Here is a 12,730-nt window from a genome sequence, read left to right as displayed (position 1 = left end):
CCCCCCCCTGTGGGCGGCCCCGCGCCCGGGGGGGAGGGGCCGGGGGGGGGGACCCCCGGCCCCCCGCCCCCCGGGGAGCCCGGGGGGGGCGGTGGGGCCCGGTGCGAGGGGACGGACGGACTCAGGCCGTGGCCCGGTCCGTCTGTTCCCGCTCTTCGTGCTGTTCCCGCTGTTCCTGGGAGCCGCTGTCCCCGGCGGCGTCCGGGGACGCCTCGGAGACGGCATCGGCATCGGCCGGCGCCTCGGTCGTCACCGCTGTCGCGGGTCCGGCCTCGGCCTCGGTCTTCGCCTCTTCGGCCTCCCGCAGGTCCGCGGCGGCACGGATCTCCCGCCAGGCGGATTCGGCGGCCTGCTGCTCCGCTTCCTTCTTGCTGCGGCCGGTGCCGGTGCCGTACGAGACACCACCGACGCGGGCGGCAGCTGTGAAGGTCTTCTCGTGGTCCGGACCCGTCTCGGTGACGAGATACTCCGGGACCCCGAGTCCCTCGGCGGCGGTCAGCTCCTGGAGACTGGTCTTCCAGTCCAGGCCCGCACCGAGGTTCGACGACTTCTCGATCAGTGGATCGAAGAGCCTGTGCACCAGCTCGGAGGCCGCTTCAAGCCCCTGGTCGAGATAGACCGCGCCGATCACCGCTTCCAGGGTGTCGGCGAGGATGGACGCCTTGTCCCTGCCGCCCGTGCCCTCTTCGCCCCGGCCGAGCCGGATGAAGAGTCCGAGTTCCAGCCCGCGGCCGACCTGTGCCAGCGCACGCGAATTGACCACCGCGGCCCGCAATTTGGCCAGCTGGCCTTCCGGCAGATCGGGGTGGGTCCGGTAGAGAGTGTCGGTGACCACCAGTCCGAGCACGGAGTCCCCGAGGAACTCCAGCCGCTCGTTGGTGGGCAGACCGCCATTCTCGTACGCGTACGACCGGTGGGTCAGCGCACGCACCAGAAGGGCGGACTCGAGTTGATACCCGAGCCGCCCTTCCAGAAGCGTGTGGGACGAGGCTGCGTTGACTGTTTTGCTGGCGTCTTCCTGCTTCTTGGCATTGGACAGCTCAGACATCGGGCCTCTCACCAGCCACTCAGACCGCGAGGACCTGGCGCTTGTTGTAGGTGCCACAGCTAGGGCACGCGATGTGCTGCAGCTTCGGCTCCTGGCAACGCTCGCACGAAACCAGGGTGGGGACCGCAGCCTTCCACTGCGACCGGCGGTGGCGCGTGTTGCTGCGCGACATCTTCCGCTTCGGAACAGCCACGGCTACTTCTCCTGCTTCTCGTCGACGCCCGGTTCGGCGCCGCTCATGTTGTCCTTCTCGCCGTCCTTGACGGTTTCGGCGAGTCCTTGCAGTGCCGCCCAACGGATGTCGAGGGCATCGTGGTGGTGGTCCGGGTCGTCGTCCAGCCTGATTCCGCACTGGGCGCAGAGACCGGCACAGTCCTCCCGGCACACCGGCTGCATCGGCAGTGCGAGCACCACCGCATCACGCAGCACGGGCTCGAGGTCGAACAAGCCGTCCTCAAGAGGGAAGATGTCTTCGTCCTCGGCGTCGTCGCCGGGCTCCGCAGCGCGGCTGCGGCCCCGGTCGTCGGCGTCGGGGTACGTGTACATCTCCTGGAAGTCCGCCGCGACATCGAGGCGCAGCGGCTCCAGACACCTTACGCACTCCCCCTCGGCCGACGCACGGGCGGTGCCTGTGACAAGCACCCCTTCCATGACCGACTCCAGGCGGAGGTCCAGCTCGACGCTCTCGCCCTCAGGCACGGCGACGACCCCTTCGATCCCGAAGACGGCCGGTGAGCCGGGTGCCGGGACCGTGCGGGACAGCCGCTGGAGCGCGCCGGGACGCCGGCCCAGCTCGTGCGTGTCGAACACGAGGGGGTTTCGGTGGTCGAGGCGGGCGTTCAGGGCTTTTCCTGCTTTCGGGATCATGCTGCTGGGGAGAGAGGCCACCGCCCCCGAAAAGCGTCGGGGGAGAGGTGGGCAGCCGGAATCGCGTGACTACGCGCGACCGAAGAGCCAGGATACTGGACAGGCCGCCATAGACCCAATCCGGCCTCGGACGATGCCCGCCGCCCGCCCCGCTCCCGGGGTCAGTGCCCCTGTTCGTAGCGGCGCAGCTCATCGAGGTCGATCATGCTGGTGTCGAAGAAACTGGTCTCGTCGAGGGCCGCGGCCGGCTGCTGGGGCGGCTGCGGGGCGTGCTCGGGCGGCAGCGGGACGTGCCGCTGCTGCTGCGGCACCTCCTGGTACGCGTAGGGGTCCGGCTGTCCGTACCGCTGCTCGTATCCCTGCTGCTCATACCCCTGCGCGTCGTATCCCCTCTGCTCGTAGCCCTGGCTCTGGCCCTGGCCCTGCCGCCGGTCCTGGTAGGCCGCGTAGGGATCGGGCTGCTCCTGCTGGTACTCGCCGTAGGCGGGCTGTGACGGGAAGCCCGCGAAGGGGTCCGACAGGGGCGGGACGGCCGGCGGCTCCGGCAGCGGCGGGGCGGGGCGCGGCGGGGCCGGCGGGCGGGGGTCCCGGCTCCGCCGGGGTTCCGGATCGGCCAGTTCCGCGAGGCCGGCCAGATACTCCGCGTCACTGGAGTGGAGGTGGGAGGCGCCCGCCGCGTCCTGGGCCGCCATGTGCTCGCCCAGGGCGTCGCCGGTGGTGCGCCCGTGCAGCTTCTGCCGGCCGCGCCCGACCGCCTCCAGGGTCTTGGAGAGCACCGCCTCGAACGCGCCGAGCTTGGCGTCCACGTACTCGTCGGCGCGGTGGATCAGGGTCTGGGGGTCCGCGCTGTACTCGGGGGCCTCGGCGTCGGGGAAGCCGTCCTGGTCGAGGCCGGGGCCCCGGCCCAGCAGCTTCTCCCGGCCCCGGTCGACGGAGCCGATGGTCTTGGTGAGGACGACCTCGAAGTTGGCGAGCTTGGAGTCGACGTAGTCGTCGGCCTCGGCCCTGATCTCCTCCGCCTCGCGGCGGGCGTCGGCGAGGATGCGGTCCGCCTCGTCCTGGGACTGCCGGGCGACCTGGGTGTCGGAGACCAGCGAGCCGCGCTCGGCGCGCGCGCCCTCCAGGATCCGTTCGGCCTCGTGACGGGCTTCGGCGACGAGCTGCTCCCGGCCGCCGATCAGCTCCCGCGCCTGCGCCAGCGAGCCGGGCAGCGCCTCCCGCACCTCTTCGAGCAGGGCGAGCAGCTCGGCGCGGTTGACCACACAGGACGCCGACATGGGCATGGAGCGGGCGCTCCCGATCGTCCGGACGATCTCATCGAGCTTCTTCTGCACGTCCACCGTGGTCCGCCACTCTCTGCCTGATACGTCTGAGCCGCGTCCGCCTCTCGGGGGCGGACGGGAAGACTGTACGGCGAGCGGGACCCCCTGTGACACCGGTCGCGCCGCCGTCAGTTGGGGCGCTCGCGTCCCTCTCCGGGGGTCAGTCGCCGGCGAGGCGCTCGACGAGGGCCTCGTGGACGACTCGCGGCAGCAGGTGGGAGACGTCGCCGCCCCAGGCGGCGACCTCCTTGACCAGGCTGGAGGAGAGGAAGCTGTAGGTGGGGTTGGTGGGGACGAAGAGGGTCTCCACCCCCGAGAGGCCGTTGTTCATCTGGGCCATCTGGAGTTCGTAGTCGAAGTCGCTGACCGCCCGCAGCCCCTTGACGATGGCCGGGATGTCGCGGTCCTTGCAGAAGTCGACCAGCAGTCCGTGGTGGGACTCGACGGAGACGTTCCCGTACTCCGAGGTCACCTGGCGGATCAGGTCCATCCGCTCGTCGACGGTGAACAGGCCCTTCTTGGACTGGTTGATCATCACCGCGACATGCACGACGTCGTACAGCTTGGAGGCGCGGGCGATGATGTCGAGGTGTCCGTTGGTGATGGGGTCGAACGACCCCGGACAGACTGCGCGGCGCACTGGGAATTCCTCGCTCTCCGGCCCGCTCATGGGGCGTCTTCGCACGTAGAAGCCTCGTCGCAGACAGAGGCGGCGCGACCGTACCAAAGCGTCGCCTCGCCGTAGCGACGGGCCCGCAGTGGTTCGAATCCCCGCGGCCAGCCGAAGGTTCCGCCCCGGGTGCTGCGTTCCACGGTGACGAGCGTGTCACCCGTGAGCCAGCCCTGAGTACGGAGTGTGAGGAGGATCTCCCGAAGATCGTCGTCGGTGACGGCGTACGGCGGGTCGAGGAAGACCACGTCGTAGGGCTCCTCGGGGGCCGGTCCCGTCACGATCTGTTCCGCTTTGCCGGTGCGGACCTCCGCGCCGGGCAGGGCGACGGCGCGGACGTTCTCCCGGACGACCCGGGCGGCCCGGGCGTCCGCCTCGACCAGCAGGGCGTGGGTGGCCCCCCGGGAGAGCGCCTCCAGGCCGACCGCGCCGGATCCCGCGTAGAGATCGGCGACCCGCAGCCCTTCGAGCGTGCCGAGGAACGCCTCCCAGCTTGAGAAGAGGCCCTCGCGAGCGCGGTCGGACGTGGGGCGGGTGCCGGTGCCGGGCGGTACGGCGAGGCGGCGTCCGCCGGCCGTACCGGCGATCACGCGGGTCATCTCGGTCCTTACGCAGTCGAGGTCTGGTCGGGGGCCCGTCGGGGCCCCTCGTCGATCAGTCTCTCAGCTCGGCCGCCGGGGCGGCGCTCAGCCCTTGTCGAGATAGCTCTCGCGCTCCTTGTCCAGCAGCGCGTCCAGCGCCAGCCGCAGCGGCCCGGAGCGCTCCAGCTCCGGGTCCTCGCGCACCACCTTGACGGCCTCCTCGCGGGCGGCGGCGATGATCTCCTCGTCCTCGATGACGGCGAGCATCCGCAGCGAGGAGCGGGCCCCGGACTGCGCCTGGCCGAGGACATCGCCCTCGCGCCGCTGCTCCAGGTCGATCCGGGAGAGCTCGAAGCCGTCGAGGGTGGCGGCGACCGCGCCGAGGCGGGCCCGGGCGGGGGAGGCCTCGGGCATCTCGGTGACCAGCAGACACAGACCGGGGGCGGAGCCCCGGCCGACCCGGCCGCGGAGCTGGTGCAGCTGGGAGACGCCGAACCGGTCGGCGTCCATGATCACCATCGCGGTGGCGTTGGGGACGTTCACCCCGACCTCGATGACGGTGGTGGCGACGAGGACGTCGACCTCCGCGGCGGCGAACCGGCGCATCACCTCGTCCTTGTCGTCGGGGTGCATCCTGCCGTGGAGCACCTCGACGCGCAGCCCGGCGAGCGCTCCCTGGGAGAGCTCGTCGGCCAGGTCGAGCACGGCGATCGGGGGGCGCTTGCCGTCCTCCTCGGGGGCCGCCTTCTTCTTGGGCTTCTCGTCCTCGCCGTCGCCGATGCGGGGGCAGACCACATACGCCTGGTGGCCCTTGCCGACCTCCTCGCGGACCCGCTCCCAGGCGCGCGCCAGGAAGTGGGGCTTGTCCTGGGCGGGGACCACATGGCTGGCGATCGGGGAGCGGCCGGCCGGGAGCTGGTCCAGCACCGAGGTCTCCAGATCGCCGAAGACGGTCATGGCGACGGTGCGCGGGATGGGGGTGGCCGTCATCACCAGCAGATGCGGGGGCTGCTTCCCCTTGGAGCGCAGGGCGTCGCGCTGCTCCACGCCGAAGCGGTGCTGCTCGTCCACCACGACCAGGCCCAGATCGTGGAACTGGACCTTGTCCTCGATCAGGGCGTGGGTGCCGATGACGATGCCCGCCTCGCCGGTGACCAGGTCGAGCAGTGCTCCGCGGCGCCCGGCGGCGCCCATCGAGCCGGTCAGCGGCACCACCTTGGTGGCGTGCTCGACGCTGCCGAGGGTCCCGCCCTCGGCCAGCTCGCCCATCATCTCCACGATGGAGCGGTGGTGCTGCTGGGCGAGGACCTCGGTGGGCGCGAGCATCGCGGCCTGGCCGCCCGCGTCGACCACGGCGAGCATCGCGCGGAGGGCGACCAGGGTCTTGCCGGAGCCGACCTCGCCCTGGAGCAGCCGGTGCATCGGGTGCTCGGTCGCCAGGTCGTCGAAGATCTCGCCGGTGACCTTCCGCTGTCCGTCGGTGAGGGTGAAGGGGAGCTTGGCGTCGAAGGCGTCCAGGATTCCGCCGGGGGACGCGCGCCGGGCGACGGCGGGCAGCTGGGTCTCGGCGAAGCGGCGGCGGGCGAGCGCCACCTGGAGGACGAACGCCTCGTCCCACTTCAGCCGGGCCCGGGCGTCCTCGATGTCGGCCCTGGTGTGCGGGCGGTGCACCTTGAGCAGCGCCTCGGGCAGGGAGACGAAGCCGCGGCCCTCGCGCAGCGCGTCGGGCAGCGGGTCGGCGGCCTCGCCGGCGCGCGGGAGCACCGCGTCGACCGCCTTGGCGATCTTCCAGGACTCCATGCCCTTGCAGGCGGGGTAGATGGGGATGAGCGCGCCCGCCCAGGACTCGACGTCCACCGCGTCGTCCTCGCCGCCGAGCTTGGCGTAGGACGGGTGGGCGAGCTGGAGCCTGCGGTTGAAGACCGAGACCCGGCCGGCGAACATCGCCCGGCTGCCCGGCAGCAGATCCTGGTGCGGCTTGTGGACGCCCCGGCCGAAGAAGACCAGCTGGAGCCTGCCGCTGCCATCGGTGATGGTGACCTCCAGCCGCTTCCCCCGGCCGCCGTTGAAGGTGTGCACCCTGGCGTCGGCGACCTGGGCCACCACGGTGACGTCCTCGTCGAGCGGCAGTTCGGCGAGGCGGGTGAGCTGGCCCCGCTCCTCGTACCGCCGGGGGTAGTGGTGGAGCAGATCGCCCACGGTGTGCAGGCCGAGCTGCTCGGCGAGCACCTTGGCGGTGGCGGGTCCGAGTGTCCTCTTGAGAGGCTCGTTCAGGGGTTCGTCAGGCACGGGCACGCGGTCCATTGCACACCACGGCACTGACAGCCGCCATCACCGGCGGCCGGTCACTCGACGCCGATCAGCAGCAGCGCGGAGCCCCGGCCGCCCTCGTACACGACCGTGTCCACGGCCAGATAGGTGTCGCGGACATGGCGTTCGAGACGGGCCGGGAAGGCCGCCGGTTCGGGGAGCGCCTCGCCGAGCACCAGGGTGACCAGCTCGCCTCCGGCGGCGAGCATCCGGTCCAGGACGGCGGTCGCGGTCGCGGTCAGATCGGTGCCGATGACCGCGACATCGCCGTCTATCAGGCCGAGCACGTCCCCGGCCTGGCAGATCCCGGCCGAGGTCCAGGACTGCCGCTCGGCGACCGTCAGCTCCGCGTAGCGGGTGGCCCCGGCCGCCGCCGTCATCGCGACCACGTCCTCGTCGAAGCGGCGGCCCGGCTCGTGGACGGCGAGTGCGGCGATGCCCTGGACGGCCGCGCGGGTGGGGACGAGGGCGACCCTGATCCCCTCGGTGCGGGCCTGTTCGGCGGCGGCAGCGGCGGGGTGGCGCAGTTCGGCCGCGTTGGGGAGCAGGACCACCTCCCGGGCGTGCGCGCGGCGGATCGCGTCGACCAGTTCGCCGCTGGCGGGCGGCTCCCCGGGCCGGGCCAGGACCGTCGTCGCGCCCGCCCGCCCGCAGACCTCCGCGAGCCCCTCCCCCGGCACGACCACGACGACGGCCCGCTGGACGGGCTCCGGGAGGTGGGCCGCGGGCTGCGCGCCGTCGAAGTGGGTGATCCGGATCCGGTACGGGCGTCCCGCCTCCACCCCGGCCTCCACGGCCGCGCCCGCGTCGTCGACGTGCACATGGACGTTCCACAGGCCGTCGCCGCCGACCACGACGAGCGAGTCCCCGAGGGCGTCGAGCCGGCTCCGCAGCCCGGCGACGGCCTCGTCGGCCGCCTCCAGGAGGTAGATCACCTCGAAGGCGGGTCCGTCGGCGGCGCAGGGTCCGGTGGTGACGGCGGTGCCCCTGGCCGGGGCCGGGAGGGGGGCGGGGGCCTGCCCCGAGACGGCCTCGACCAGCGCTCCGAGCACCGCGAGCAGCCCCCGGCCGCCCGCGTCCACCACTCCCGCGCGGCCGAGGACGGCGAGCTGGTCCGGGGTGGCCTCCAGGGCGGCGGCGGCCCCGTCGTAGGCGGCGCGGGCGGCCCCGGCGTCGTCGCCCGCCGCCCGGGCGGCGGCGTCGGCGGCGGCCGAGGCCACGGTCAGGATGGTGCCCTCGACGGGGTGGGCGACCGCCTCACGGGCGAGGTCGGCGGCCCGGCGCAGCGCTCCGGCGAGCCGGTCGCCCTCGCCGACGCGCTCCGCGACGCCCCGCAGCAGCTGGGCGAGGATCGTGCCGGAGTTGCCCCGCGCGCCGATGAGGGCTCCGTGCGCCATGGCGCGGGCCGCGTCGGCGACGCCGGGCGAGGAGGCGCCGGTCTCATGGGCGGCGAAGACGGCCTCCACGGCCTGGGCGGCCGATTCGAGGGTCAGATAGAGATTGGTGCCGGTGTCACCGTCCGCGACGGGATAGACGTTGATCGCGTCGATCCCGTCGCGCTCCCGGCCGAGCGCGTCCAGGGCCCGGGCGCACCAGACGCGTACCGCCGGAGCGTCGAGATTCTGCGGCACCTGGTGGTCCTCCTTGAGCGGCCGGGCGGGTGGGAACGGCCCGGGCAGGGCCCTGAGCGGCGGGGTCGCACCGCAGGGTAGACCCCGGTCGGGGGCGGTGGGCGGAGTGGGGGCGGCGGGAGTCGTGGTAGTTTCGTAGGGCGGATGCAGTCGTTGTATGCTGCTCCGGTTGCCCGATGAAAGTCGGGACATTCCCCCGGCAGGCCACCGAATCAGATCACTGATTTCCGGCACGCCGGATTTCACTGTAAGTGCATCTGAAGTCTTTGGAGTGACCCGTGGCTGCCAACTGCGACGTCTGCGGCAAGGGGCCGGGCTTCGGCAACAACATTTCGCACTCGCACCGCCGTACGTCTCGTCGCTGGAACCCGAACATCCAGCGTGTGCGTGCCGTGGTCGGTCGGACGCCGAAGCGGCTCAATGTCTGCACCTCGTGCATCAAGGCCGGCAAGGTCTCGCGCTAAAGGTGAAGCTCTCCACGCGAGTGGGGATGATCCTGTCGTAGCGCAGCCCCTGCGGTTGCCTTGAGAAGCCGGTCCACCTCGGTGGGCCGGCTTCTTGCCGTGCTCGAACAGCATGAAAAAGTCCGCGCGGTGCGGTCCTTCCCTTTACGGGGAGGACCGCACCGCGCTTTTCTGTGGGTCGTCCGTCAGGTGAGGGGCTGGCGGAAGCGCCAGCCGTGGTCCACCGGCCCGATGCCCTCGCCCAGGGCGAATCCGGCGGCTATCGCACCGGTGACGTACTCCTTCGCCGCGCGTACCGCCTCGGGGACGGTGAGCCCCTTGGCCAGTCCGGCGGCGATCGCCGAGGCGAGGGTGCAGCCGGTGCCGTGGGTGTGGCGGTTGTCGAGCCGGGGGGCGCGCAGCCAGAGTTCCTCGGTTCCGTCGCTGAGCAGGTCCACCGCGTCGCCGGGGAGATGTCCGCCCTTGATCAGCACCCAGCGCGGGCCGAGGCCGAGCATGGCGTCGGCGGCCCGGCGCAGCCCGCTCTCGTCGGTGACCCGTACGCCTGTGAGTTGGGCCACTTCGTCCAGGTTCGGGGTGGCCAGGGTGGCGGTGGGGAGCAGCTCGCGGCGTACGGACTCCAGGGCGGAGGCGGCGAGCAGCGAGTCGCCGTGCTTGGAGACGCCGACCGGGTCGACGACGACCGGGGCGTCGGTGCCCGCGAGGAGTTCGGCGACGGCCTCCACCAGGGGGGCCGAGGCGAGCATCCCGGTCTTGACGGCCTGGACGCCGATGTCGTCCACGACGCTGCGGTACTGGGCGCGTACCGCTTCGACGGGCAGTTCCCAGTAGCCCTGCACACCGAGCGAGTTCTGCGCGGTGACGGCGGCGAGCACGCTCATGCCGTGGGTGCCGAGCGCCAGCATGGTCTTCAGATCGGCCTGGATGCCCGCGCCGCCGCCCGAGTCGGAGCCGGCGACGGTGAGGACGAGAGGCAGTTTCACGCTTCCTCCGATGAGCCGAAGTGGTCCCAGCCGCCCTTGCTGTGCCAGGGCGCGCCGTCGACGGTGACCTGGGGCAGGGCGGAGGGGTTGAGGACTTCCCCGATGACCTTCCAGCGCGCGGGGAGTTTCACGTCCCGGGGGAAGGTGGCGACGATGGCGTGGTCCTCTCCCCCGGTCAGCACCCACTGGAGCGGGTCGACGCCGACGGCCTGGCCGATGTCGTACATCTGGCTGGGTACGTCGACGGCGCCGGAGCGCAGATCGATGCGGACCTTGCTGGCCTCGGCGATATGGCCGAGGTCGGCGACGAGTCCGTCGCTGATGTCGCACATGGCGGTCGCGCCGAGACCGGCCGCCGCCGGGCCCGCGTGGTAGGGCGGTTCGGGGCGGCGGTGGGCCTCGACGAAGGCGCGCGGGGAGCGGAAGCCCCGGGAGAGCACCGCGTGCCCGGCGGCCGACCAGCCGAGCCAGCCGGTGTAGGCGACCACGTCGCCGGGTCGCGCGCCGGATCTGGTGACGGGTTCGTGGTTGCGCAGATCGCCGAGGGCGGTGATGGCGAGGGTGATCAGTTCGCCGCGTACGACGTCTCCGCCGACCACGGCCGCTCCGGCGACCTGGCACTCGTCACGGATGCCGTCCATCAGCTCGGTGGCCCAGGTGACGGGGAGTTCGGCCGGGACGACCAGGCCGAGGAGGAGTGCGGTGGGGACCGCGCCCATCGCCGCGATGTCGGCGAGGTTCTGCGCGGCGGCCTTGCGGCCGACGTCGTACGCGGTCGACCAGTCGCGCCGGAAGTGCCGGCCCTCCAGCAGGACGTCCGTGCTCGCCACGACCCTGCGGTCGGGCGCGGCCACGACCGCGGCGTCGTCGCCGGGTCCGATCCGGACCGCCGGGGTGGAGGTGAGGCGGGAGGTCAGCTCCTTGATGAGCCCGAACTCCCCCAACTCGCCCACAGTGCCCTTCACCCGAGTCTCACCTCTCCGTCGTCGCGCCGGACCGCCGCCCGGCGGGAGCCCGCCCGCCGGAGCCCCCTCCGGCGGAACCCGCCCGCCGGAGTGCCCGGCGGTAAACCGTTCCGCCGGGTCACCCGGCGGAAAGCCTCTTCACACCGCGTACCCCGTCCGGCGCGGGGGTCTCCCCGCCGCGCGTGACGACGCGATACCGTGGCGTCCCTTTCTCTCCCCCGGGCCCTCCCCCACCGTCGGTGGGGGAGACGATCCTCGGGGCGCCCTGGAGGTCCCGTGGTACAGGCGTACATCCTGATTCAGACCGAGGTGGGCAAGGCGTCGAGTGTCGCCGAGACCGTCGGAAAGATTCCGGGAGTGATTCAGGCCGAGGACGTGACCGGCCCCTATGACGTCATCGTGCGTGCCCAGGCAGACACGGTCGACGCGCTGGGCAGGCTCGTGGTCGCCAAGGTGCAGCAGGTCGAGGGCATCACTCGTACTCTCACCTGCCCGGTCGTGCACCTGTAGCCCCCGTCCGCGCCGGGCGGGTGCTCCCCGGCGTGCCCGCCTTCGCCCTCGGCTGTGATCGTACTGCGCCACGGCCTGTCGGAACCGGGGAAGAGACCGGCGGGGTGCCGCCGTCCGCGGCGGGGGCGGACGGCGGGGTACGCCGGGCCCCGGCCGCCGGGCGGCGGCGCCCGGGGAGCCGGTTCAGCGCAGTCCGGTCGAGCGGCGGAGCGCGGCCCGGATCAGCAGGTCCACCAGCTCCGGGTAGCTGACGCCGGTCTCCTGCCACATCCGGGGGTACATGGAGATGGGGGTGAAGCCGGGCATGGTGTTGATCTCGTTGATGACGAACTCGCCGTCCTCGGTGAGGAAGAAGTCCGCGCGGACGAGGCCCTCGCAGGACGCGGCCTCGAAGGCGTCGACGGCGAGCCGGCGCACCTCGGCGGTCTGCTCCTCGGTGAGCGGGGCGGGCACCAGGCCGGACGCCGAGTCGATGTACTTGGCCTCGAAGTCGTAGAAGTCGTGGGCCTGGACCGGCGGGATCTCGGCCGGGACACTGGTGCGCGGCCCGTCCTCGAACTCCAGCACTCCGCACTCGATCTCACGGCCGCGCAGCAGCGCCTCGACCAGGATCTTGGGGTCGTGCCGCTGGGCCTCCTCGATCGCGGCGTCGAGCCCGGAGAGGTCGTCGACCTTGGTGATGCCGATGGAGGAGCCGGCCCGCGCGGGCTTCACGAAAAGCGGCCAGCCGTGGTCGCCCGCGAAGTCGATGATCTTCTTGCGGGCGGCGGAGGGGTCGAGTTCCCACTCGCGCGGGCGGATCACCTCGTACGGGCCGACGGGCAGTCCGAAGGAGATGAAGACGCGCTTCATGTACTCCTTGTCCTGGCCGACGGCTGAGGCCAGGACCCCGGAGCCGACATAGGGGATGCCGGCCAGCTCAAGGAGTCCCTGGATGGTGCCGTCCTCGCCGTACGGGCCGTGCAGCACCGGGAAGACGACGTCGACCTCGCCGAGCGCCTTGGGCACCGCGCCGGGCTCGGTGTAGACGACCTCGCGGCTGCCGGGGTCGACCGAGAGCACGACGCCGCCCTCGGCGGACTCGGCGAGCTGCTCGACGCTGGGCGTGCGGCGGTCGGCGATCGCCATCCGGTCCGGCTCGTCGGCGGTGAGCGCCCAGCGGCCGTCCGTCGTGATGCCGATGGGCAGGACGTCGTACTGGGAACGGTCGATCGCCCGCAGCACGGCGCCCGCGGTGACCACGGAGATGCCGTGTTCGGAGCTGCGTCCGCCGAAGACGACGGCCACGCGCGGCTTGCGGAGCGGCGGCTGCCCGGGGCTCTGCCGCCCGGGGCTCTGGGGGAGGTTCTCGGTGCTCATATCGCCATGAGACTACCGTG

At 72.3% G+C, this 12,730-nt stretch carries 13 protein-coding genes; 2 read left to right on the top strand and 11 right to left on the bottom strand.

The genetic code is table 11. The features are described 5' to 3' along the window. Positions 1-121: 121 nt before the first annotated feature. The 8 genes from rnc to fakA form a co-directional block, all read right to left on the bottom strand. Positions 122-1,048 (bottom strand): ribonuclease III, encoded by a 927-nt coding sequence (gene rnc / locus IE247_RS23165; protein ID WP_229869296.1) that lies wholly within the window; start codon positions 1,046-1,048, stop codon positions 122-124. A 19-nt stretch (positions 1,049-1,067) separates the two neighbouring features. Next, a complete protein-coding gene (rpmF, locus tag IE247_RS23160; protein ID WP_043229344.1) occupies positions 1,068-1,241 on the bottom strand; it encodes a 50S ribosomal protein L32 in 174 nt (57 codons plus the stop codon). Positions 1,242-1,243: 2 nt separating this feature from the next. Beyond that, on the bottom strand, positions 1,244-1,915 hold the full coding sequence (locus IE247_RS23155; RefSeq protein WP_190125168.1) for a YceD family protein: 672 nt from the start codon (positions 1,913-1,915) through the stop codon (positions 1,244-1,246). A gap of 161 nt (positions 1,916-2,076) precedes the next feature. Beyond that, the gene (locus tag IE247_RS23150; protein ID WP_190125167.1) at positions 2,077-3,255 is read right to left on the bottom strand and encodes a F0F1 ATP synthase subunit B; all 1,179 of its coding nucleotides are present in this window, start codon (positions 3,253-3,255) and stop codon (positions 2,077-2,079) included. Between the two features lie 142 nt (positions 3,256-3,397). Next, positions 3,398-3,877: a pantetheine-phosphate adenylyltransferase gene (coaD, locus tag IE247_RS23145; protein WP_190125166.1), complete on the bottom strand. Its 480-nt coding sequence runs from the start codon at positions 3,875-3,877 to the stop codon at positions 3,398-3,400. Positions 3,878-3,903: 26 nt separating this feature from the next. Next, on the bottom strand, positions 3,904-4,506 hold the full coding sequence (rsmD, locus tag IE247_RS23140; protein ID WP_190125165.1) for a 16S rRNA (guanine(966)-N(2))-methyltransferase RsmD: 603 nt from the start codon (positions 4,504-4,506) through the stop codon (positions 3,904-3,906). Between the two features lie 87 nt (positions 4,507-4,593). Continuing rightward, complete coding sequence (recG, locus tag IE247_RS23135) at positions 4,594-6,792, bottom strand: ATP-dependent DNA helicase RecG (RefSeq protein WP_190125164.1); 2,199 nt, start codon at positions 6,790-6,792, stop codon at positions 4,594-4,596. A 41-nt stretch (positions 6,793-6,833) separates the two neighbouring features. After that, positions 6,834-8,429: a DAK2 domain-containing protein gene (gene fakA / locus IE247_RS23130; RefSeq protein ID WP_190125163.1), complete on the bottom strand. Its 1,596-nt coding sequence runs from the start codon at positions 8,427-8,429 to the stop codon at positions 6,834-6,836. Between the two features lie 278 nt (positions 8,430-8,707). Between fakA and rpmB the strand changes: the two genes are divergently transcribed. Next, positions 8,708-8,893 (top strand): 50S ribosomal protein L28, encoded by a 186-nt coding sequence (gene rpmB, locus IE247_RS23125; protein ID WP_003957616.1) that lies wholly within the window; start codon positions 8,708-8,710, stop codon positions 8,891-8,893. Between the two features lie 185 nt (positions 8,894-9,078). Here rpmB and thiD read toward each other — a convergent pair whose 3' ends face one another. Both thiD and IE247_RS23115 read right to left on the bottom strand, forming a co-directional pair. Continuing rightward, positions 9,079-9,876 carry a bifunctional hydroxymethylpyrimidine kinase/phosphomethylpyrimidine kinase gene (gene thiD / locus IE247_RS23120; protein WP_190125162.1) on the bottom strand — a complete coding sequence of 266 codons (798 nt, stop codon included), beginning with the start codon at positions 9,874-9,876 and terminating at the stop codon, positions 9,079-9,081. Then, positions 9,873-10,841, bottom strand: a complete 969-nt coding sequence (locus tag IE247_RS23115) for a thiamine-phosphate kinase (RefSeq protein ID WP_190125161.1) — start codon at positions 10,839-10,841, stop codon at positions 9,873-9,875. The genes thiD and IE247_RS23115 overlap by 4 nt, the downstream gene beginning before the upstream one ends. A gap of 276 nt (positions 10,842-11,117) precedes the next feature. Between IE247_RS23115 and IE247_RS23110 the strand changes: the two genes are divergently transcribed. Beyond that, positions 11,118-11,351, top strand: a complete 234-nt coding sequence (locus tag IE247_RS23110; RefSeq protein WP_190125160.1) for an Lrp/AsnC family transcriptional regulator — start codon at positions 11,118-11,120, stop codon at positions 11,349-11,351. Between the two features lie 183 nt (positions 11,352-11,534). Here IE247_RS23110 and IE247_RS23105 read toward each other — a convergent pair whose 3' ends face one another. Next, positions 11,535-12,710, bottom strand: coding sequence for a D-alanine--D-alanine ligase family protein (locus tag IE247_RS23105; RefSeq protein WP_190125159.1), 1,176 nt, complete (start codon positions 12,708-12,710; stop codon positions 11,535-11,537). Positions 12,711-12,730 lie beyond the last annotated feature (20 nt).

It is taken from the genome of Streptomyces inusitatus, assembly GCF_014651115.1.
Classification (GTDB): Bacteria; Actinomycetota; Actinomycetes; order Streptomycetales; family Streptomycetaceae; genus Streptomyces; species Streptomyces amakusaensis.
The sequence above is the reverse complement of the archived record's forward strand: the minus strand, read 5'-3'. Positions and strand labels throughout refer to the sequence as shown.